The sequence below is a fragment of the Planobispora longispora genome (genome assembly GCF_016863135.1).
Lineage (GTDB): Bacteria > Actinomycetota > Actinomycetes > Streptosporangiales > Streptosporangiaceae > Planobispora > Planobispora longispora.
In genome coordinates this window covers 288775-310295 of the sequence record NZ_BOOH01000016.1, presented here as the reverse complement: position 1 = coordinate 310295, position 21521 = coordinate 288775, and the positions used below count along the sequence as shown (strand labels likewise).

General features: G+C 70.8%; 22 protein-coding genes. 5 read left to right on the top strand and 17 right to left on the bottom strand.

Features of this window, described 5'->3' with window-relative positions; genetic code table 11:
- Window positions 1-23 precede the first annotated feature (23 nt).
- The 11 genes from Plo01_RS09905 to dacB form a co-directional block, all read right to left on the bottom strand.
- Window positions 24-500 (bottom strand): DUF3180 domain-containing protein, encoded by a 477-nt coding sequence (locus tag Plo01_RS09905; RefSeq protein ID WP_203890209.1) that lies wholly within the window; start codon window positions 498-500, stop codon window positions 24-26.
- Window positions 497-1018, bottom strand: coding sequence for a 2-amino-4-hydroxy-6-hydroxymethyldihydropteridine diphosphokinase (gene folK / locus Plo01_RS09900; RefSeq protein WP_203890208.1), 522 nt, complete (start codon window positions 1016-1018; stop codon window positions 497-499). Before folK ends, Plo01_RS09905 begins: the two co-directional genes overlap by 4 nt.
- A complete protein-coding gene (gene folB / locus Plo01_RS09895; protein ID WP_239316076.1) occupies window positions 1015-1386 on the bottom strand; it encodes a dihydroneopterin aldolase in 372 nt (123 codons plus the stop codon). Before folB ends, folK begins: the two co-directional genes overlap by 4 nt.
- The gene (locus Plo01_RS09890; protein WP_203890207.1) at window positions 1383-1820 is read right to left on the bottom strand and encodes a nuclear transport factor 2 family protein; all 438 of its coding nucleotides are present in this window, start codon (window positions 1818-1820) and stop codon (window positions 1383-1385) included. Before Plo01_RS09890 ends, folB begins: the two co-directional genes overlap by 4 nt.
- Window positions 1817-2623 carry a dihydropteroate synthase gene (gene folP / locus Plo01_RS09885; protein WP_203890206.1) on the bottom strand — a complete coding sequence of 269 codons (807 nt, stop codon included), beginning with the start codon at window positions 2621-2623 and terminating at the stop codon, window positions 1817-1819. Before folP ends, Plo01_RS09890 begins: the two co-directional genes overlap by 4 nt.
- Before the next feature lie 358 nt (window positions 2624-2981).
- Window positions 2982-3593, bottom strand: a complete 612-nt coding sequence (gene folE / locus Plo01_RS09880) for a GTP cyclohydrolase I FolE (protein ID WP_373871675.1) — start codon at window positions 3591-3593, stop codon at window positions 2982-2984.
- Window position 3594: 1 nt separating this feature from the next.
- Complete coding sequence (gene ftsH / locus Plo01_RS09875; RefSeq protein ID WP_203890205.1) at window positions 3595-5586, bottom strand: ATP-dependent zinc metalloprotease FtsH; 1992 nt, start codon at window positions 5584-5586, stop codon at window positions 3595-3597.
- 299 nt (window positions 5587-5885) lie between these two features.
- Window positions 5886-6443: a hypoxanthine phosphoribosyltransferase gene (hpt, locus tag Plo01_RS09870; RefSeq protein ID WP_239316075.1), complete on the bottom strand. Its 558-nt coding sequence runs from the start codon at window positions 6441-6443 to the stop codon at window positions 5886-5888.
- A gap of 104 nt (window positions 6444-6547) precedes the next feature.
- Window positions 6548-7576, bottom strand: a complete 1029-nt coding sequence (tilS, locus tag Plo01_RS09865; protein ID WP_203890204.1) for a tRNA lysidine(34) synthetase TilS — start codon at window positions 7574-7576, stop codon at window positions 6548-6550.
- A 61-nt stretch (window positions 7577-7637) separates the two neighbouring features.
- A complete protein-coding gene (locus Plo01_RS09860; protein ID WP_203890203.1) occupies window positions 7638-8747 on the bottom strand; it encodes an Rv3626c family coenzyme F420 biosynthesis-associated protein in 1110 nt (369 codons plus the stop codon).
- 166 nt (window positions 8748-8913) lie between these two features.
- Window positions 8914-10281: a D-alanyl-D-alanine carboxypeptidase/D-alanyl-D-alanine endopeptidase gene (gene dacB / locus Plo01_RS09855; RefSeq protein ID WP_239316074.1), complete on the bottom strand. Its 1368-nt coding sequence runs from the start codon at window positions 10279-10281 to the stop codon at window positions 8914-8916.
- 124 nt (window positions 10282-10405) lie between these two features.
- Between dacB and Plo01_RS09850 the strand changes: the two genes are divergently transcribed.
- Window positions 10406-10903 (top strand): inorganic diphosphatase, encoded by a 498-nt coding sequence (locus Plo01_RS09850; RefSeq protein ID WP_203890202.1) that lies wholly within the window; start codon window positions 10406-10408, stop codon window positions 10901-10903.
- Between the two features lie 2 nt (window positions 10904-10905).
- Here the strand turns inward: Plo01_RS09850 and Plo01_RS09845 are convergent, their stop codons facing one another.
- The 4 genes from Plo01_RS09845 to Plo01_RS09830 form a co-directional block, all read right to left on the bottom strand.
- Entirely contained in the window at window positions 10906-12129 is a 1224-nt protein-coding gene (locus Plo01_RS09845) for a C40 family peptidase (protein WP_239316073.1), read from the bottom strand.
- Between the two features lie 336 nt (window positions 12130-12465).
- The gene (locus Plo01_RS40900) at window positions 12466-13905 is read right to left on the bottom strand and encodes an RNA polymerase sigma factor (protein ID WP_203890201.1); all 1440 of its coding nucleotides are present in this window, start codon (window positions 13903-13905) and stop codon (window positions 12466-12468) included.
- A gap of 243 nt (window positions 13906-14148) precedes the next feature.
- On the bottom strand, window positions 14149-14976 hold the full coding sequence (locus Plo01_RS09835; RefSeq protein ID WP_203890200.1) for a hypothetical protein: 828 nt from the start codon (window positions 14974-14976) through the stop codon (window positions 14149-14151).
- A 268-nt stretch (window positions 14977-15244) separates the two neighbouring features.
- Window positions 15245-16855, bottom strand: a complete 1611-nt coding sequence (locus tag Plo01_RS09830; RefSeq protein WP_203890199.1) for an ABC-F family ATP-binding cassette domain-containing protein — start codon at window positions 16853-16855, stop codon at window positions 15245-15247.
- 195 nt (window positions 16856-17050) lie between these two features.
- On the opposite strand from Plo01_RS09830, the gene Plo01_RS09825 reads away from it, so the two are divergent.
- From Plo01_RS09825 to Plo01_RS09815, 3 genes are all read left to right on the top strand, one after another.
- On the top strand, window positions 17051-17644 hold the full coding sequence (locus Plo01_RS09825; protein WP_203890198.1) for a MarR family transcriptional regulator: 594 nt from the start codon (window positions 17051-17053) through the stop codon (window positions 17642-17644).
- Between the two features lie 5 nt (window positions 17645-17649).
- On the top strand, window positions 17650-17865 hold the full coding sequence (locus Plo01_RS09820) for a hypothetical protein (RefSeq protein ID WP_203890197.1): 216 nt from the start codon (window positions 17650-17652) through the stop codon (window positions 17863-17865).
- 179 nt (window positions 17866-18044) lie between these two features.
- A complete protein-coding gene (locus tag Plo01_RS09815) occupies window positions 18045-18791 on the top strand; it encodes an MBL fold metallo-hydrolase (protein ID WP_203890196.1) in 747 nt (248 codons plus the stop codon).
- 128 nt (window positions 18792-18919) lie between these two features.
- Here Plo01_RS09815 and Plo01_RS09810 read toward each other — a convergent pair whose 3' ends face one another.
- Both Plo01_RS09810 and Plo01_RS09805 read right to left on the bottom strand, forming a co-directional pair.
- Entirely contained in the window at window positions 18920-19216 is a 297-nt protein-coding gene (locus Plo01_RS09810; RefSeq protein ID WP_203890195.1) for a hypothetical protein, read from the bottom strand.
- A 209-nt stretch (window positions 19217-19425) separates the two neighbouring features.
- The gene (locus Plo01_RS09805; RefSeq protein ID WP_203890194.1) at window positions 19426-19821 is read right to left on the bottom strand and encodes a nuclear transport factor 2 family protein; all 396 of its coding nucleotides are present in this window, start codon (window positions 19819-19821) and stop codon (window positions 19426-19428) included.
- 215 nt (window positions 19822-20036) lie between these two features.
- Between Plo01_RS09805 and Plo01_RS09800 the strand changes: the two genes are divergently transcribed.
- The gene (locus Plo01_RS09800; RefSeq protein ID WP_203890193.1) at window positions 20037-21290 is read left to right on the top strand and encodes a cytochrome P450; all 1254 of its coding nucleotides are present in this window, start codon (window positions 20037-20039) and stop codon (window positions 21288-21290) included.
- The last annotated feature ends 231 nt before the right edge of the window (window positions 21291-21521 follow it).

Below are 21521 nucleotides of genomic sequence, written 5' to 3'. Positions count from 1 at the left end.
GACGAGTGACGACGGCCGCCGTCTCAGCCCGCCGGGCGGGTCTTGTTGAGGTCCCCGCCGGGGTCCTTCGGCACCTTGCAACAGTGCTCCAGGTACAGGGCGGCGCCGATCAGCACCGCGCAGGCGGCGAACGAGCCGCCGGCGATGAAGAAGTCCTGGCGGGGCGTCTCCTTGTCGAGGTGGCCGGCCGTGTAGAGCGCGAAGCCGGCGAAGACGCCCGCGAAGACCGCCCCGCCGTACGCCGAGGCCTTGGCCAGGGCGGCCAGGCGCGCCACGGCCAGCGGCTCCACCGGCTCGGTGCCCGGCTTGCGACGGATCCGGGCCCTGGTCATCCAGCCGGTGTAGGCCTCGCCGACCGCCAGCAGCAGGACCGTCGGGATCGCCGTCCACGGCACGGCGGGCAGGGAGCCGTACAGATCGGGCTGCTTCAGCACCGCCCAGGTGAGGATCGCCAGGACGACCACGAGGCCGGTGAGCGCACCGGGATGACTCGGTCTCACGCGGGCTCCTGCAGGGTCAGATCGGCGCGGAGCCGCACGTAGCCCTTGTCCAGTCCGGCCAGCAGCTCCGCCACCGGCCGCCCGCCGAGGGCCGCGCCGGGATCGGCCTGGAGCCAGGGCACCAGCACGAACGCGCGCTCGTGCGCGCGGGGGTGCGGGAGGGTGAGCCGTGGGTCGTCGGAGACGACCTCGCCCGGCGCGCCGGCCGCCGGGCCGGCGATCGTGATCACATCGACGTCCAGGGTGCGCGGGCCCCAGCGCTCTGTCCGGACCCGGCCGAAGGCGTTCTCCACACCCTGTGCACGATCGAGGATCGTCCAGGGTTCCAGTGAGCTCTCCGCGACCACGACGGCGTTGAGGTACGGGTCCTGCTCGGGGCCGCCGACCGGGTCGGTCTCGTAGACCGGCGACACGGCGACGAATTCCAGGCCCGGGGCGTCGAACAGCGAGTCGATCGCGCCCTGCAGCGTCTCGAAGCGGTCTCCCAGGTTGCTGCCCAGCGCCAGCACGACCTTCATGACCGGCTCCGGGTGATCGTCACGATCACGTCGTCGAAGGGCAGCGGGATCGGGGCGGCCGGCTTGTGCACGCTCACCTCCGCCGACTCGACGAGCTCGCGGGAGAGACAGACGTCGGCCAGCCGCTGGGCCAGGGTCTCGATCAGATCGACCGGCTCCCCCTCCACGACCTTCACCAGGTCCTCGGCGAGCTCGCCGTAGTGCACGGTCTTGGTGAGGTCGTCCCCGGCCGCCGCAGGCGCCGTATCCAGAAAAAGCGTGACATCGATGATGAATTCCTGGCCGAGCTCACGCTCGGCCGCCAGCACACCGTGCCGCCCCCGGGCGCGCAGCCCCCGCAGAGCGATCCGGTCCAGCCTCCCCGTCACGACGCCTCCTCTTCCTCCTCGTCGTCGCCCTGCAGCACCGGCGAACCGTGGTGGAGCCAGAGCCGCCATCCCTCCGGAGTCCGGACGAAGGTGTTGCTCGCCACCACCTTGCCCGCCGCGAAGCTGGAATCACCCTCGTCCCCCGCGGTGAGGATGTTCTCCTCGCACGTCAGGACGGCGACGTCACCGAGCACCGTGACGCGCACGTCGGTCAGGACGAACTGGATGTAGGGGGTGTTCGCCATGATCAGCGCCCAGGAGCGCAGCACCTCGGCCCGGCCGCTCACGATCGGCCAGCCCGGGTGCACGCAGCTCACCTGGCCGCCGCCGGACTCCTCGGCCCAGATCTCCGTCATCCGGTCGAGGTCGGCGTTCTCGATGGCGGTGTAGAACGCCTGGTTGACCGTCTCGACGGCCGCGGTGTCGACGCTCATGCTCTCGCCCTCGCTCCTCGGACTGCGGCCGCCACGCGGACGGCGTCCGCGTTCGGGCCCACGTTGTGAACACGCACGCACCACGCCCCGGCCTGTGCGGCGATGGCGGTCACGGCGAGCGTGGCGTCGTCACTGCGGTCGAAGGGCCGCGGGGCTCCGTCGGGACCGGCCAGCAGGCGGCCGAGGAACCGTTTGCGCGAGGCCCCGATGAGCAGCGGGTATCCCAGCTCGGCCAGCTGGTCGATGCCCGCGAGCAGGGCCCAGTTGTGCTCGGGGTTCTTGGAGAAGCCGAGGCCGGGATCGAGCACGATCTGGCTCTCCGCGACCCCCTCCGCCAGCACCGACGCCACCCGCTTGGACAGCTCCTCGCGCACCTCCGCCACGACGTCGCCGTAGATCGCCCGGCTGTCCATCGTGTGGCTGTGCCCGCGCCAGTGCATCACCACGTACTGCACGCCGGAGTCGGCCACCACCCGCGGCATGTCGGGATCGGCCAGACCGCCGCTGACGTCGTTGACCAGCGTCGCGCCGGCCTCCACCGCGACCCGGGCGACCTCGGCCCGCATGGTGTCCACGCTGACCGTGACGCCCCGGCGGCTCAGCCCCCGGATGACCGGCTCGACCCTGGCCAGCTCCTCCTCCAGCGACACGCGCGCGGCGCCCGGCCGGGTGGACTCCCCGCCCACGTCCACGATGTCGGCGCCCTGCTCGACGAGTTCCAGGCCGTGCCGTACGGCCGCCGCCGGGTCGAACCAGAGCCCGCCGTCGGAGAAGGAGTCGGGGGTCACGTTGACCACCCCCATCACCAGGCACCGTTGCGGCGGCGACGCTGACACGTCCTCGCCCGTTCCCGGCCGGAGGCGTTCCCCGGTCGGTTCACCGGCGCCCCCTCGCGGCCCGGAGGGGCCCGAGATCTGGTGACGCGGCGTGTCACGAGGGGCGGAGGTCATCATGAAGTCAAGCCTAGGCGTTCGTGACGGGCGAACCGGCGGGCGGGTATCGCCCGCCGGTAACGAATCGGCCCCACCTGGGACCGCGGCGCGCGGGCGATCTCCGCCCCGGCTCGGGCGGTCCCCGGGCGGCCCGCCGGCGCAGGGGCCTTCAGAGCGGAGGCCCTCAGAGCAGGAGCCTCCAGAGCGGAGGCCTTCAGGGCGGAGGTCCTCAGCGCAGGATGAGGGCCATCGCCTCGGCCCGGGTCTTGTCGCTGTCGCGGAAGCTCCCGCGGACGGCCGAGGTGGTGGTCTTGGCGCCGGGCTTGCGGACACCGCGCATGGTCATGCACAGGTGCTCGCACTCGATCACCACGATCACCCCGCGCGGCTCCAGCACCCGCATGAGCGCGTCGGCGATCTGCGAGGTCATCCGCTCCTGGACCTGGGGACGCCGGGCGTAGACGTCGACCAGGCGGGCCAGCTTGGACAACCCGGTGACCTGGCCCTTCTCGTTCGGGATGTAGCCGACGTGGGCCAGCCCGTGGAACGGGACCAGGTGATGCTCGCAGGTCGAGTAGACCTCGATGTCCCGGACCAGGATCATCTCGTCGTGGTCGACGTCGAAGACCTTGGTCAGCACGTCCTCGGGGACCTGCCCCAGCCCGGCGAACTGCTCGGCGTAGGCGCGGGCGACGCGGGCCGGGGTGTCCTGGAGCCCGTCGCGGTCGGGGTCCTCCCCGATCGCGATCAGGATCTCGCGGACGGCCTTCTCGATCCGGGCGTGGTCCACCTTGAGTGGCTCACGCCCGATCTCGTCGGCCTCGAACGGCTCGCGGTCCACGTCAGTTTCCGTCCACGGCGGTGGAGTCCGAGTGGCTGCCCGCCGGGAGCGCGCCGTTGCCGGCCTGCTCCTTCGGGGTCAGGATCGGCGGGCGGTTGGACGGCAGCCGCTTGCCGTACCCGGAGTAGGACGGGCGGTGCTCCTTGACCACGACCGGAGCGAAGATCTGCAGGACCTGCTCGCGGGAGAGGGTCTCCTTCTCCATCAGCTCCAGCACCAGGTTGTCGAGCACGTCGCGGTACTCGACGAGGATCTCCCAGGCCTGGTCGTGCGCGCTCTCGATGAGGCGGCGCACCTCCTCGTCGATCGTGGAGGCGATCTTCTCGGAGTAGTCGCGCTCGTGGCCCATCTCCCGGCCGAGGAAGACCTCGGCCTGGCCGCTGCCGAACTTGCGGGCGCCGAGCTGCTCGCTCATGCCGTACTCGGTGACCATGCGGCGGGCGATGGAGGTGGCCTTCTCGATGTCGTTGGAGGCGCCGGTGGTGGGCTCGTGGAAGACGAGCTCCTCCGCGGTGCGGCCGCCCAGCAGCATCGCCAGCTGGTCCATCATCTCCGAGCGGGTCGCCAGGAACTTGTCCTCCATCGGCAGCGTCATCGTGTAGCCGAGGGCGCGTCCGCGGGACAGGATCGTGATCTTGTGGACCGGGTCGGACTTGGGAAGCGCGTGCGCGACCAGGGCGTGACCGCCCTCGTGGTACGCGATGATCTTCTTCTCCTGGTCCGACATCACGCGGGTCTTGCGCTCGGGACCGGCCATGACGCGGTCGATGGACTCCTCCAGGAGCTCCATCGTGATCAGCTTCTGGTCGGCGCGCGCGGTGAGCAGCGCGGCCTCGTTGATCACGTTGGCCAGGTCGGCGCCGGTGAACCCGGGCGTCCGGCGGGCGATGATGTCGAGGTCGACGCCCTCGGCGAACGGCTTGCCGCGGCCGTGGACCTTCAGGATGCCCTTGCGGCCCTCGAGGTCGGGACGGTCGACGGTGACCTGCCGGTCGAAGCGGCCCGGACGCAGCAGCGCCGGGTCGAGGATGTCGGGGCGGTTGGTCGCGGCGATGAGGATCACGCCGCCCTTGACGTCGAAGCCGTCCATCTCGACGAGGAGCTGGTTCAGCGTCTGCTCGCGCTCGTCGTGGCCACCGCCGAGACCGGCGCCGCGGTGGCGGCCCACCGCGTCGATCTCGTCGATGAAGATGATCGCCGGGGCGTTCGCCTTGGCCTGCTCGAACAGGTCGCGGACACGCGAGGCGCCGACACCGACGAACATCTCGACGAAGTCGGAACCGGAGATCGAGTAGAACGGCACGCCGGCCTCGCCGGCGACGGCGCGGGCGAGCAGGGTCTTGCCGGTTCCGGGCGGGCCGTACAGCAGCACGCCCTTGGGGATCTTCGCGCCGATCGCCTGGAACTTGGCCGGGGCCTGGAGGAACTCCTTGATCTCCTGGAGCTCCTCGATGGCCTCGTCGGCGCCCGCGACGTCGGCGAAGGTGGTCTTGGGGGTGTCCTTGCTGATGAGCTTGGCCTTCGACTTGCCGAAGTTCATCACCCGGGAGCCGCCGCCCTGCATCTGGTTCATGACGAACAGGAAGATCAGCACGATGAGGACGATCGGCAGGAAGCTCACCAGGAGGCCGAGAAGGAAGTTCTCCCCGGGAACGTCGGCGGTGTAGCCCTCCTTGACGCTGCCGGCCTTCTTCTGGTCGTCCAGTTCCTTCATGATCTGGGCGCCCTGGCCGTCGATCCAGAACGACTGGATGCGGTCCGTGGGCTTGCCCGCCACCGACACCGGCTTGGTGAGCGTGAGCTCCGCCCGCTGCTCCTTGTCGATGACCTTGGCGCTCTTGACGTTCCCCGCGCGGATCTGCTCGAACAGCAGCGAGGTGTCGGCCTTCGTGAAGTTGCCGTCACTGCTCCACATCGTGGTGACGAGCAGGAGCAGCACGACGATACCCAGGATCCACAGCAGTGGCCCACGTGTAAATCGCTTGAGATCCATCCGATGCGGAACCCCGGCGGGCCCGTCCCTTCCTGACCAAGGCCTGGAAGCCCCGGGCGGACCCGAGGCCGCGGCATCCCTAACCGCTCCAACTGACTACCCAGAGATGACGCGAAGCCACCTCTTGGCGTCCGAAGGTACACCGGTGCGCCGCGCAGGGTAACCGCCCGGGAGGCACCGGCTCTCTCTTAGACCAACGTACGTCAAGGGAACCCTGTTCCCTGACGCTGCGGCTAATATCACGTTCGAACTGGGCACAGAAGGGGCTCAATTCGCCCAGGGCGTATTTTCGGGCCGCCTCAGCTCGCGCCGTAAACGTGCGGGGCGAGGGTTCCGATGAAGGGAAGGTTGCGGTACCGCTCCGCGTAGTCGAGGCCGTACCCGATCACGAACTCGTTCGGGATGTCGAAGCCGACGTACTTCACGTCGATCGGCACCTTGATCGCTTCCGGCTTGCGGAGCACGGTGCAGATCTCGACGGAGGCCGGATTGCGCGACTTCAGGTTCTGCATCAGCCACGACAGGGTGAGCCCGGAGTCGATGATGTCCTCGACGACGAGCACGTGGCGGCCCGCGATGTCGGTGTCGAGGTCCTTCAGCACCCGCACCACGCCCGACGACTTGGTGCCCGCCCCGTAGGACGACACGGCCATCCAGTCCATCTGGATCGGCAGGCTCAGCGCCCTGGCCAGGTCGGCCATGGCCATGACCGCGCCCTTGAGCACGCCGACGATCAGCAGCTCCTTGCCCGCGTAGTCCGCGTCGATCTGGCCCGCGAGCTCCTTGATCTTCGCCTGGAGCTCTTCCTCCGAGATGAGGACCTTCTCGAGGTCCTTGCCCATGTCGGCTGCGTCCACCTGAGGTTCCTTACAAGGCTGGGGCTGCTGTTTACGTCGCGACGGGGGAGCGTCGCGACCCGGGGCGGGCCCTCGGGGCGGCCGGCCGGCGGCCGATCGCACCGCTAGGGCGTCGCGGCGAATATCAGGGTGCCATACCGGCGGACCGCTCCGACCCCCCCGGCCACCTCCACGCGCCGCTGGCCCCGCCAGGCGGTGATCAGACGGTCTACCTGGAGGATGTGCGCGGCCGAGAGCGTGCCCGGCGGCGCTCCCGCCGCGATGGCCGCGCGCCGCAACACGCGCCGGCGCACCGCCGCGGGCAGGGTCTCCAGCTCGGGCACGGCCAGCGTCACCGACGGAACACCAGGGGGGATATCGCTAAGAGCGCAATCTCCCGTGGCGGACGGGACTCCCCGGACGGCCGCCGCCCGCGCGTAGACGGCGTCGGCCCAGGCGTCCAGGGCGTCGGCGTCGTCCCGGCACAGGCTCGCGGTGCGGGCGAGCGCCTCGGCGACCCCGGGGCCCAGCTCCTCCTCCAGCGCCGGGAGCAGCCTCTCCCGCACCCGCACCCGCGTGTAACGGGGATCGAGGTTGTGCGGGTCCTCCCAGGGCGTCAGCCCGAGCGCCGCGCAGGCCGCGACCGTGGTGACGCGTCCCAGCTCCAGCAGCGGACGCCGGTAGAGGCCCGCCCGCGCCGGCATCCCGGCGAGCGAGCGCGTCCCGCTCCCCCGGGAGAGCCGCATCAGCACGGTCTCGGCCTGGTCGTCCCTGGTGTGCCCGAGGAGGACGGCCGCCGCCCCGAGCCTGCCCGCCGCCGCCGCCAGCGCGGCGTACCTGGCCTCCCGCGCGGCGTTCTCCGGCCCTCCCGCGGCGCCCACCTCGACGGTGAGCACCTCGGCCGGGTCGAGGCCCAGCGGGAGCCCCACGACCTCGGCGGCCTGCCGCGCCGACCCCTCCTGGAGCCCGTGGTCGACGGTCAGCAGCCCCGCCCGGAGCCCGGCCCGGGGCGCGACGAACGCCAATGCGGCGGCCAGCGCCAGCGAGTCGGCGCCGCCGCTGCACGCGGCCAGCACGAGGTCACCGGGCTCCAGATCGGCCAGCGCGAGCCGTACGGCACGGCGGACGTCCGCGACGGCGGGATGAGGACCCATGGAGCCTATTGTCAAGGATGGTATTAACGGCGACGCTGCGCGTCGCGGCTCGGGGGCGGGGTCAGCCGGTGGTGCCGTCGGCCTCGGGGAGGACGGTCCCGGGCAGGGCGGAGGCGCTGATGACGCGGGTGATCCAGAGCTCGGGCCGGGCGATCTCCTCCTGGGTCGGAAGGGTCTCAGGAGAGGTCCAGACCTTGTTGAACCCGTCCATGCCGGCGCGGTCGACGACGGTGCGGACGAAGGCGGAGCCCTCGGCGTACTGCTTCATCTTGAGGTCGATGCCGAGCAGCTTGCGCACCGTCCGGTCGAGGCGGGAGCCGCCCTCGCGGCGGTGCTGGAACTGCGCGCGGATCTGGGCCACCGAGGGGACCACCGCGGGGCCGACGGCGTCCATCACGTAGTCGCCGTGCCCCTCGACCAGGGTCATCACCGCGGTGAGGCGGTCGAGGATCTCCTTCTGCTCCGGCGTCTGGATCGCGTCGATCAGGTTGCCCTCGCCGCCCCGGACGACGTCGGCCACCGCGTCGGCGGCGGAGCGGAGCCGGTCGAGCAGGGTCGGCAGGTCCAGGTCGGAGGCGAGCAGGAACTCGGTCATCTGGGAACGGACGTACTCGCGCAGCCAGGGGACGCCGGTGAACTGCACCCGGTGGGTCTCCTCGTGCAGGCACACCCAGAGGCGGAAGTCGCGCGGATCGACGCCGAGCTCGCGCTCGGCGTGGACGATGTTGGGCGCGACCAGCGTGAGACGGCCGACCGGCGCCTGGCCGGAGGGGTCCGGCGGGAGGAAGAGCTCGTACTGACCCAGGACGCGGGAGGCGAGGAACGCGAGGACCGCGCCGACCTCGACGCCGGTGATGCGGGACCCCACGGCGCTCACGATCGCCGGGGTCTGGTCCTTGCGGGCGGCCATCCGCTCGGTCAGCGGCTCCAGCACCACCCGGAACCCCTCGACGTTCGCCCGGATCCAGCCGGGCCGGTCGACGATCGTGGCGGGCTGCGGCGCGCTCTCGGTGTCGATCCGGGTGAATTCGAGGACGTGGCCCTCGGCCTCCCGGGAAAGTCGCCTCAGCTCGGCGACTGCGTGCCGGGCCTCCTCTCGGCTCACCTGCGGCCCGGGGCGCACCAGGCGCGTTCCGGTCGCTACGGCCAGGTCCCAGTCGATCACCTGCATACCGTCCACCGTACGTGCTCTCCATCCTCATCGCGCGAATTACCCGGATTACCCGTGAGAGTCCTTCACTCACCCGTGAGAGCCCCTAACCGCCCGTGAGAGCCCTTTCAACCACCCGAGAGGAGATCTCGCGCCGGGGTCGGGGAAACCGGCGGGGAGAGCCCTCTCAGCCCGCCACCGCCACCGCCGCCGCGAGCCGGTCGAGGGCGGCCTCGGCCCTGCCCCACCCCGGCGGGACGTCGTCGGCCATGAAGGCGAACGCCACCAGCCTGCCGTCCTTGGTGGTGGTCACCCCGGCCAGCGTGCTGACCCCGTCGAGGGTGCCCGTCTTCGCGCGGACCAGGCCGTAGGCGGAGTCGCTCTTGCCGAACCTGTGTCCCAGCGTGCCGGTGAACCCGGCGACGGGCATGCCGCTGATGGCGGGATGCAGGTGCGGGTTCGCGGGGGAGGCGGCCACCGCGACCAGCCGGGCCAGGGCGGCGGGGGCGATGCGGTTCTTCGGCGACAGGCCGCTGCCGTCGAAGACCGTGACGCCGTCGGCCGCCTTCAGCCGGGTCAGGACCGCCCGGACGGCCGCCGCGCCGCCGTCGAAGGAGGCGGGCCGGCCCTCCTTGAGGGCCACGTGCCGGGCCAGCGCCTCCGACAGGTCGTTGTCGCTGAGCGTCAGCGCCCGCTCCACCAGGGCGTAGACGGGCGCGGACTCGACCCGGGCGATCTCCTCGGCGTTCGTGATGGCCCTGGTCCGCCGGGCGGTCGTGTTCGCGACCTTGAGGCCGTACTTCTTCAGCTGGGAGACGAACGCCGCGCACGCGCTCCTGGAGGGGTCGGAGACCCGCTGGCGGCTGCCCGGGGCGACCTTGCCGGAGTCGGTCATGAGCGCCGTCACCGGGGCGACGCTGCCCTCGGGCACGTACCCGGGCTTCCAGGTGGCGGCGGTGCGCGGCCCCGTGTAGAGGCTGTCGTCGTAGGCGACGGTCACCTTCGTGATCCCCGCGGCCTTGAGCGCCTTGGCCGTGCGCATGGCCAGGGTCGCCAGCGAGGCCGGCCGGGGGTAGACGGAGGGATCGATCCGGTTGGCCGTCAGGGTCGGGTCCCCGCCCCCGACCAGGATGATCGAGCTCTGCGAGGAGCCGCGGAGCACGCGGGTGCTCAGCCGGGTGTCCGGGCCCAGGGAGGCCAGCGCGGCGACCGCGGTGACGATCTTGGTGGTGGAGGCGGGGGTGATGCCCGTGTCCGCCCCGCTGGCGAACAGCGACGTGCCGGTCTCGGCGTCCACGACCGCCGCGCCGACGCTCTCCCCCAGCGCCGGGTCACCCAGCGCCTCGGCGAGTCTTGTGGTCAAAGTACCCTTGGTGGGGAGAGGTCCGTTCCCGCCCGCGGCCAGCACCGGACCCGCGGTGATGACCGGGACGGGCGGCGGCTCCGGCGACGCGACCGGCACGGGTTTCCTCTCGACCAGCTCATCGCTGGCGAGCAGGTGCACACCGGCCGCGACGACGAACAGTTGCAGCATGACGAGAGTGGCCAAGGCCACCCACCGATCGCGCCGCATCATGTCGCCGACCTCTCATCGATCCGGGTAATCACTCGGATAACAACGCCTACGAGACATTAACGCCCAGCCGGGAGTTCCCGGGGGCTTGAGCGGAGGAACCGCGGTGGAGTTCGACGTTCTCGTTGAGATTCCCAAGGGACAGCGGAACAAGTACGAAGTGGATCACGAGACCGGCCGCATCAGGCTCGACCGGATGCTGTTCACCTCCACTCAGTACCCCGCCGACTACGGCTTCATCGAGGACACCCTGGGCGAGGACGGCGACCCGCTCGACGCCCTCGTCCTGCTGCAGGAGCCGACCTTCCCCGGCTGCCTGATCAAGTGCCGCGCCGTCGGCATGTTCCGCATGACCGACGAGAAGGGCGGCGACGACAAGGTCCTGTGCGTCCCCGCCAACGACCCCCGGATGGAGCACATCCGCGACATCCACCACGTGCCGGAGTTCGACCGCCTGGAGATCCAGCACTTCTTCGAGGTCTACAAGGACCTGGAGCCCGGCAAGTCCGTCGAGGGCGCCAACTGGGTCGGCCGGGTGGACGCCGAGGAGGAGATCGCGCGATCCATCAAGCGGGCGCAGGAGCAGGGGCACGACGCGCACTGATCCTAGGCGGGCCGGATCGCGCCGACGAGGTCGCTGCGCCAGATCGGCGCGATCCGGACGACGTCCCCGGTCTGCGGGGCGTGGATCATCAGGCCCCGGCCGACGTACATCCCCACGTGGTGGATGTCGCCGGGGTTCTGGGTGATCCGGCCGAAGAACAGCAGGTCGCCGCGGCGCAACTGGTCGAACGGGATCCGCGGGCCGGAGGTCCACTGGGTGCCGGTCCAGTGGTCCAGCCGGACGCCGGCCCGCTCCCAGGCCCGCATGGTCAGCCCCGAGCAGTCGTAGCTGTCCGGCCCGTCCGCCGCCCAGACGTACGGCTTGCCGAGCTGCATGAGCGCCCAGTCGACGGCGGCGTCGCCCCGGTCCGAGGAGATCTCCGGGCTGAACGCCCAGCGCGGGGCCAGCCCGGCCGTGATCGGGTTCCACGCGCTTCCCCGCCCTCCCCGGGCATCCCGCAGCCGAGCGAGCCGGGCCCGCTCCAGGGCCTCCCTGCGCTCCCTGGCCAGCCGCTCGGCCGTGCCGCGCGCGGCGTCCGCCTGCCGTTCCAGCGTCGCCTGGACCGCCCTCAGCCGCCGGGTCTCGGTGATCTGCCGGGCCACCGCCCGCTCCGCCGCCGCCTTGGCCACGGCCATGCGCCCGGCCGCCGCCCGCTGCGCGGCGTAGGCGACCTGCGCCTGCTCCCGGAGGATGACGGCCACCTCCTCGGCGCCGCGCAACCGCTTCAACGTCTCGGCCTGCCCCTGGCTCAGGTGGGCCAGGATTCCGGCGCCCCGCAGGTGAGCCGGGTCCATCCCGTTCCCGAACCTGGTGATCGTCGCCATCGTCGGGTCCAGCGCGCCGTAACTCTGGACGGCGGTGGCGACCACGGCCTCGCGGGCCTCCTCCACCAGCCTCCCGGCCGCCAGCGCCCGCTCCCCCGCCTGCCTGCTGAGCTCCTCGGCGCGGGCGGTCTTGACCAGCTCTCCGTTGTAGGCCTCGATCAGCTTCTCCGCGTGGACGGTCAACTGCTCCAGCTCGGCCCGGGCCTCGGCGAGACGGGCGGTGGCCGTGCCGAGCAGGGCGTCCCGCTCCCGCGCCTCGGTCCTGGCCCTGGCGACCTCGTCGGCGGAGGGGCCGGGCTCACCCGGCACCGCGCCGACGGGGATCGCCGTCCCCACGGTCAGCGCGCACACCAACCCCGCCATCATCGCGGCGCGAGCACGCCTGCTCCCGACGGAACGCATGCATCCCCTTCCCGAGCCGCCGCGCGCCCTCGGCGGAACAGGCGACCGCGCTCAAGATTCCCTGCGGTCACACTACGCACACGCGTCACATACGCCGGGTAGCGGTGATGGGAGAGAGGATGTCTTGCCGCGAACGGGAGGGTTGGGTTACCCGGGACAGAACCAGTGCATACGGCTCCGGCGCGGAGAACCGTCACGTACGGCCCCCGTATGGAGAACCGTCACGTACGGCCCCCACACGGAGAACCATCGCGTACGGCCCCGCACGGAAGACCGTCACGTACGGCCAGCCCCCGCCGTGAAGCCGTGAACGGCGGGGTCGGCGGGACCGGGGCCTCACTGCCCGCCGTACGCGGATCCTCCCGCCGGAGCGGGCGAGGCGGACGACGGGGACGGCGTGGGCGTCTGCTCCGGGGTGGGTGTCGCCACCGGGGTGGCGGTCGGAGCCGGGGTCGGCTTCGCGGTCTGCGTCGGTTTCGGGTCCGGGTGCGGCGAGACCGGGCAGGGCTTGGGGTTCGGCTGCCCGCCCTGGTGATCGCGCGGCGGCTGGGTCGGGGACGACGGGCCCGTCGGCGCGTTCCCGCCCGTCGGGGCCGGGGCCGGCCGGGTCGGGGAGGCGGGCTCCTCGGGTCCGGCCGGATCGCGCCGCGGCCCGTGGGCGTCGTGGTCGGGCAGGGATCGCGACCGCATGGCCGTGATCGGCTCTTCCGCGATCCCCGGGCGCGCGACCGGCTTGCGGGGGATGAGCTCCAGCGCCATCGGACCGTACGCGAGGCCGGGGTCCCACGGCAGGCCGATGCCGGGGGGCTCCTCCACCGCGGGGAGGGCGGAGGAGCCGTTCCCGGCCGTCTCCCCGGGCCGCCCGCCGACCTGAGTGAAGATCAGGATGATGGCGGCCGCCGTCGCGACCGCAGCCGCCACACCGGCCACCGCGTGAGTCCAGCGAGGGCGCCGGCGAATCCTCTCGACGGGAAATCCGGCGCCGTCGAGGAGCCCGATCCGGCGGGCGGCGTAGCGACGGTAGGCGACGAGCTCGGGGTCGCTGAAGCAGCTCATCACCCGGATCCTGAGCGTCCCGGGCAGCGGCGCCCGCGGCAGCAGGTCGAAGACCTTCCCCTCGGAGACCTGCCGGGACCGGTGCGGCGCACAGGTGTCGCATCGTCCGATGTGGTCGATCACCTGCTCGCGCATCTCCGGGGTGAGCTCCCCGGAGAACCCGGTCAGGATCCCGGCCCGCTGCGCGCAGTCGTAGGGGCCCTTGCGGGCGAGGACCTCGGCGGTGATCGCGTCGCGGAGCCGCTCTCTGGCCGTCTCCAACATCTCCTCGGCGGTCTTGCCGGGGACGCCCAGGATCGTCGCCGCGTCGGCGAGGGAGAAGCCGTGCCCGGTGCGGAGCTCCAGGATCTCCCGGTCGTCCGGCGACAGGCTCCGGATGGCGTTCCAGGCCATCACCCCGAGGTCGGAGCCGCCGCCCCCGGCGGGCGAGGACTCGGCCGCCGGGGGCGGCGCGCCGGGGCCGACGGCCAGGCTCCGCCGTACGCACTCCCCCCGGGCCAGCGTGTAAAGCCACACCTTGAGCCGGTCGGCGTCGGCGAGAGCGTGAATATGCGCCTCGGCCACGATCAGGGTGTCGCGGAGGGCCACTTGGGCGCCGTCGATATCGGTCAGCATGGACCGGCAATATCGGTGGAGACCCTCGGCGAACGTGTCGTAGAGGGTGGAGAGCGCACCCGGATCGCGCGCGCGGAGTGCTTCGACCAGGACCCTGTCGTTCATATGACCGAAGGTAATCTCTCGATAACTACAAGTTCCACCACTTCGCCGACAGCCGCTACGACTGTATTCAGAATGTTAACCGAGAGAGTAAAGCATGCTACATATATTGAATCTGATAAACCTTAATTAATGATCGTTTGTCGGAATTAAGGGCCAGATTCGGACATTCTTATTGACGGTGCGTGCGGGCGGTGCGTGCGGGCGGCGTACGCGGACGGCGCGTGCGGGCGCCGTCTCCGGCCGTCAGGGACGCGCGTCTCCTCCGGGCGGCTCCTGGCCTCCCCGGTCCGTCTCGAACGGAGGCATGGTGGGCTTGACCGTGTGGACCGGGATCGCACCGCCCAGCGCCAGTTCCTCGTAGGGACCGCCGCTCGACCCCCAGGTCCGCGCGATCAGTTCGGTCGCGGCTATCCTGCCGGTGTCCGCGACGCTCTCGATGTCGAGGAGGAAGCGGCGCTTGCGCCCCTCCTGGACGTCGTCCACGAACGTGCTCCCGCCGCCGAGCAGCTTGCCGTCCTTGTCCCGCAGGAGGGCCGTGACCGCCAAGGTCCCGGCCGGCAGCCGGTACGGCGTGCCGACATACCCGATGACCAGATAGGTGCCGTCCGGCTGCTTCTCAGTCCGCACGCCGGAGACCGGGAACGGCTTGAAGGCGGAGGCGATCCGGCCGGCGGGACGCCACTGGGCCGGACGATACTCGATGGTCACCTTGGCGGGCCGCTCCGTCGCGAGCACCTGGCCGGTGAAGGGCAGCGACCCCGCCGGGGGCACCGCGTCCAGTGGCTGCTCCATCCGGACGATCTCGTCGCCGTCGGCGTCCTTGGCGACCACCGTGGCCACCACGTGCTCGCCGAAGTGCCAGGGGTTGGGATTGGCCAGCACCCCCGCCCAGTTCACGACATAGCCGTCGTATTCATCGCCGCCTTTGCGGATGGAGGAGACCTGCTCCTTCACCGCGAGCGGCCGGAGCTCCGGCGTGTCTTTCCGCTCCTCGCCCGAGCATCCGGTGCCGGCGAGCGCGGAGAGGAGGATCATGGCCAGGGCGCTGACGGTCCGAGTCCTGTGCGTCACCCAGCCGTCATAACCTCCGGCCGCGGCGCCCCCGTCCCGGACGCGCCGCGGCCAGGCCAACTCTTTAGCGGGAGTACGGCTCTTCGAGGAGGAGGGCCCTTCCCTGTGCGCGGCTCCTCCGGGACCGCGCTCCCTCCGGAGCCATGGGACTTCCGCGCTCCCTCCGGAGCCATGGGACTTCCGCACCCCCGGCGGAGCCATGGGACTTCCGCACCCCCGGCGGGGCCATGGGACTTCCGCACCCCCGGCGGGACGCCGCGACGCGCCCCTACCGCTGGCGCGCCACCCGCGTCTCGTCCCAGACCGCCTCCGGCGACTCGTACACCCGCCCGTCGGATCCGAAGACCAGGTAGCGGTCGAAGTCCTCGGCGAACCAGCGGTCGTGGGTGACCGCGACCACGGTCCCGTCGAAGGCGTCCAGCCCCTCCTGCAGGGCCTCGGCGCTGGCCAGGTCCAGGTTGTCGGTCGGCTCGTCCAGCAGGAGGAGCGTGGTGCCCGACAGCTCCAGCAGCAGGATCTGCAGCCGCGCCTGCTGCCCGCCCGACAACGTCTCGAACCGCTGCTCGGCGATGGACCCGGCCAGCTCGTAGCGGGCCAGCGCCTTCATCGCCTCGTTCTTCAGCCTCGCGTGCTCGGTCATGACGATCTCGCAGGGCGTCCGGCCGATGAGCTCGGGACGGGCGTGGGTCTGCGCGAAGTGCCCGGGGACGACCCGCGCGCCGAGCCTGGCCACGCCGCTGTGCCGTACCTCCTCGCCGGCGAGCAGCCGCAGGAAGTGCGACTTGCCCGAGCCGTTGGAGCCCAGCACCGCGACCCGCTCGCCGTACCAGATCTCCAGGTCGAACGGCTTCATCAGGCCGGTGAGCTCCAGCTCCTCGCAGATCACGGCCCGCTTGGCGGTCCGGCCGCCCTTGAGCCGCATGCTGATGAGCTGGTCCCTGGCGGCGGCCTCGGGCGGGCCCGCCTCCTCGAACCTGCGCAGCCGGGTCTGGGCCGAGTGGTAGGCGGCGGCCATGGTGTCCATGTACTTCGCCTTCTGTTTGAGCATGTTCACCAGGCGCTTGAGCTTGGCGTGCTCCTCGTCCCAGCGCTTCTTCAGCTCGTCGAGGCGCTCGTTGCGCTCTCTGCGGGCCTGCGCGTAGGTGCGGAAGCCGCCGCCGTGCACCCAGACGTTGCCCGACTCGACGGTGATGATCCGGTCGGCCGCGTTGGCCAGCAGCTCCCGGTCGTGGCTGACCAGCAGCACCGTCTTGGGCGTCTCGCGCAGCGCCTGCTCCAGCCAGATCTTGCCCGGCACGTCCAGGTAGTTGTCCGGCTCGTCCAGCAGCAGGGTCTGGTCCGGCCCGCGCAGCAGCGCCTCCAGCACCAGCCGCTTCTGCTCGCCCCCGGACAGCGTGTTGACCTCGCGGTACTTGCACCGGTCGTACGGCACGCCGAGGGCCGCCATGGTGCAGGTGTCCCAGAGCACCTCGATGTCGTAGCCGCCCGCGTCGGTGTAGTCCGTGATGGCCTGCGCGTAGCGCATCTGGGCCTTCTCGTCGTCGCGCTCCATCATCACGAGCTCGGCCGCGTCCAGCGCCTCGGCGGCCCGCCGTACGCGCTCGGGGGCCACACTGACCAATAGGTCGTGCACGCTCCGCCCGTCGCGGATGCCGCCGATGAACTGCCGCATGACCCCCAGCCCGCCGGAGCTCGCGACGGTCCCCTCGACCGGCTGCAGGTCCCCCGCCACCAGCCGCATCAGCGTCGTCTTCCCCGCCCCGTTGGGCCCGACGAGCGCCGCCTTCACACCCTCCCCGACCCGGAAGGACACATCGTCCAGCAACGGCCTGCCATCCGGCAGCACATACGTCAGATGCCCGACCTCGACGTGTCCCACGACAATTCCCCTCCTGGATCCCCGCGCAGGGTACATGCCGGTTTCGTCGCGGGGCATCCGATTTCCGCCGCGACGGCAGAGCATCATGATCGATATCGCCACATGGAGGTGATCTCGCCCCAAAGCGGAACGCATTGAAATCAAGAAACTACGCAGGGTTGCAACCATTCTATAGATGCATAGTATTATTCATCTATGAGGGATCTTCCGCCTCTACTCCTTCCCCTGATCCGGTCCAATGCCGTCGGCGAACTGCTCGCCTGGCTGTACCTCCACCCGGAGAAGGAGTACTCGACAACCGATCTCGCCAGGAAGACGGGTATATCCCAGCCGACTGTGAGCCGCGAGGCGGACCGATTCATCGCCGCCGGTCTGACCAGTGAAAGACGGCACGGCAACCTCCGCCTCATCCGCGCCGACACGGACACCATCGTCGCCAAGCCACTCACCGACCTGCTGGCGGTGACCTTCGGTCCGGCAGCCGTCCTGCCACCCCTTCTCCAGCCGATTCCGGGCATTGAGGAGGCATACATCTACGGCTCCTGGGCCGCCCGGCACGCGAACCAGCCCGGACCGCTCCCCCGTGACGTCGATGTCCTCGTGGTGGGATCCGCCGACGAGGACGAGTTGTACGACGCGGCGCGGGCTGCGGAGCGCATCCTCGGCCGCGAGGTGAACATCAGCCGGATCTCACCGGTGTCATGGAACGCCGACCAGAGCGACCCGTTCGTGACATCCCTTCGGAGCAAGCCCCTCCACCTCCTGATTCAACAGCGGAGCACACCGTGAGATGGATGCAAGGACGCGACCGGATCGACGCGATGCTGGACGCGGGTCAACTGGAGCGGGTGCCGCCGAACCGGGAACACGCCGACACCATGCTCGCCCAGGCCGAGCGACATATCGCTCTCGCTCGTAGCGGCGTCGGCACGGACCCCACGGGTGCTTACCAGCTCGTCTACGACGCTTCCCGGAGATCATTCCCGACGACGTCGTGCAGGACATGGTGAAAGCCGAGCAGTTCATTGTGCTCGCCGCCAAGGTGCTGGACCAGATGAGCCCGTACTGAGGCGATCCCGGAACCGACCACCCGACACTGGGAGACCACCTGGCGCGGGACGAGCGGTGTCAGGTTGGAAGTGTTCCTGCGCCACAGCCATATGAACGGTCGGTCGGTAAAGTCGCAGTCGTGAAGATCACCGTGCTGGGAGCCTGTGGGGCGTGGCCTGCGGCCGGTCAGGCGTGCAGCGGTTACCTCGTCGAGCACGACGGGTTCCGGATGCTCCTGGACCTCGGTTACGCCGCCCTCCCCCGCCTGCTCGAGCATGTGCCGGCCGAACGGGTGGACGCGGTATGGGTCAGCCATGGACACCCCGACCACTGCGCGGACCTGAACCCGCTGCTACGCGCCCGGAGCCTGCGGGACGAGCCCGCGCCGGCGCTCCCCGTTTTCGCGTTGCCCGGCGCGCTGGACGCGGTTCTCGCCCTCGACGGGCCCGGCGGGCTGAGCGACGCCTACGTCCTCCATGACATCGTCCCGGGTGAGCCGTTCGAGGTGGGCCCGTTCCGGGCGGACGCCCTCCTGCTGCCGCACCACGTTCCCAATGCGGGCGTCCGGCTGAGCGTGGACGGGACGGCCCTGGCCTACACCGGGGACACCGGGCCCAGCCCCGGCGTGGTCGAGCTGGCCCGCGACGCCGATCTCCTGGTGGCCGAGGCGACGTACGTCGACGCGGTGCCCGACAGGCATGCCCGCTACCTCACCAGTGCCCGGCAGGCAGGCGCGCAGGCGGCCCGGGCGGGCGCGGAACGGCTGATGCTGACGCATCTGTGGCCGGACACCGACCGCACGGCCGCCCGGAGGGCGGCCCGTGACGCGTTCGGCGGCGAGGTCGGCGTCGCGGACATCGGGCAGGTCGTCGACCTCGGCCGCTGAAGCCGCCACCACGTGATCGAGGCCGATGGGACCCGCCGAGCCGGTGCGGCCGGCACGCCGGGGCGACCGGATCGGCGCGACGCCGGACGTAGGCCGGTTCTCCGCCGGTCGAAGATCTTTTCCACCGGTCAGAGATCCTCGTCCCGCACGACGTCGAGGTCGAGGAACCGGGGCGGCCCGTCACAGAGATCCTGCATCCGGCGGGACATCTCCTGGGTCTTCGGCAGGTTGCTGTTGCGCATCGCCTCCTCGTACGAGGGGAACTGCACGATGGCCACGTAGTGACCGGTGCCGCCGTGGTCGCGGGTGAGAGTCGTGTGCGTGGCCGTGCTCTCCCCCGTCGTCGTCTCCCGCCACTCGTCCATCAACCGCTGGACGTCCTCCTCGCGCTGGGTGTCGAACTCGATGACCTGAACGAAGCTCATCTGACCCGCCTCCTCCGCTTCCCTCTTCGTGGCCGTCACTATCGACTCCACGCCCGGGAACAGACGCGAACAAGCAGGGGCGGGTCAAGATGGGTTCGTCTTTCCATGACGTGACGGGCGTCGGCGGCGTCGCGACGACCGCATGACCCCCGTACGTCACGACGGATCGCGCGGGTCAAGCGGGTCACGCGCGACGGGCACGCCCTCCGTCAGGCCCAGAACTCGTCGGCGGCGTACTGGTCGTCCGAGTAGACCCAGGCCTCGACAGTCTTGCCGTTCACCTGGCGGAAGACGTTGACGCCCGTCAGGTCCAGTCTCTTGCCGCCGCGCTCTCCCCGCAGGCGGACCAGCGCGACGGCGTAGTCCTCATTGGACATGATCTGGTACGGCTCCGCCGCGAAGGTGCCGCCGGTCTCCTCGAACAGGCGGAGGAAGAGCCGGATGACCTGATCCTTGCCCTGGTAGTCACCGGAGAGCCGGTTCCGCCCGGGGAAGTGCCAGATGATGCCGTCGGCGAACATCTCATCGCGGATGTGGTCGAGGTCCCCCTTGGCGAACGCCGCGAAGCCATCGCGGAGCAGCTCGGTGTTGGGATGTTCCTGCATGACGGACCCCCTCCGATTTCCTTTTCCCTCGGTCTCCTTCGATCTCCTTCGATCGACGCCCGGAACGCTACGCCTGTCACAGGGGACGGGCTGTCACCCGATGGGGAGACCTCCGGACTCACAGGGAGATGCCGGGAACGACGCCGAGAAACCTTGAGCTTCTCCCCGATTCGCCGCACTATGGGCGGAATAAAGTTCTATCGGCGGGAGCGGGCATGACGGCGACCACGCGGGACCACACTCTCCTGGAACTGATCGGCATGTTGGTCGACCCGGCCGCCCGGCCCGACCCCTATCCGGTCTACGCCCGCATCCGGGAGCTCGGGCCGTCGGTGCTGGACCTGCCCCTCTGGCAGACGCCGGGCGCCGTGATCTCCTCCTACCAGGGGTGCGAGGCGGTGCTGCGGGATCCGCGCATGAGCAGCCAGCGCGGCCGCGACCGGAACCTGGCCGACCTGATGCCGCCCGGCGCGCCGTCCTCGGTGCGTCAGCGGTGGTTCCTCTCGCTCGACGCGCCGGATCACACGCGGCTGCGGCGGCTGGTCTCGGCGGCGTTCACCGCGCGGCGGATCGGCCGGCTCTCGGAGCGGATCGCCGGGCTGGTCGACGAACTGCTGGACCGGGCCGCGGAGCGGGACGGGCCGTTCGACATCGTCGAGGACCTCGCCTACCCGCTGCCCATGACGGTGATCTGCGAGATGCTCGGCGTCCCGGCGGCCGACCAGGAACAGGTGCGCGAGTGGTCGTCCCGGCTCACCCGGTTGATCGACGGCTTCGGGGCTCCGCCGACCGAGGAGTCCATAAGCGGCCTGCTCGCCCTGAACGTCTACCTGAACGAGCTGATCGCGAGCCGGCAGGCCAGGCCGGGTGACGATCTGATCTCCGCGCTGACCGCGGTGCGGGAGGGCGGAGACTCCCTCAGCCACGACGAACTCGTCTCCATCGTCGCCCTGCTGCTGGTGGCGGGGCACGAGACGACCGTGAACCTGATCGCCAACGGCGCGCTGGCACTGCTGCGCCACCCGGAGCACCTCGCCGCGCTGCGGGAGAGCCCGCGAGCTCCCGAGCTCGCGGAGGCGGTGGTGGAGGAGACCCTGCGCTACGACCCGCCCGTGCACATCACCGCGCGGGTGGCCACGGAGGACATGGAGCTCTCCGGTGTACGGCTCCGCCGGGGCGCCATGGTGGTCCTCCTGCTGGCCGCCGCGCACCGCGACCCCCGGGAGACCGAGAAGCCGGACGTCTTCGACCCGTACCGCCCCGAGATCAAGCACCTGGCCTTCGGTCTCGGCCCGCACTTCTGCCTGGGCGCCCCGCTGGCCCGGCTGGAGGCCCGGCTGGCGCTGACCCGCCTGGCCCAGCGGCTCCCCGAGCCGGTCCTGCTCCAGGACCCGCCTCCCTACCGCGACCACGTCAACCTGAGGGGGCCGCTGAGCATCACGGTGCCCCGCCCCTCGCTTCTCACCTGACGTCCGTACGGAACCGCTTCCGCTCTCACCTGACGCCCGGCGGAATCGCTTCCGCAAGCCGCACGTCACGCCTTTACTTTTATTTGTATAGAGATCTTCCTTTGCGCTAAAGGCGGCAATTTAACCTTTGTGTGCGAGAACACCCGGACTTATCCCCATATGGATTCCCGGAACGGGTGGTCGGCCCGCGAAGCCGTCTCGTGGTCCCACCCGGCGGCAGCGATGCCCCGG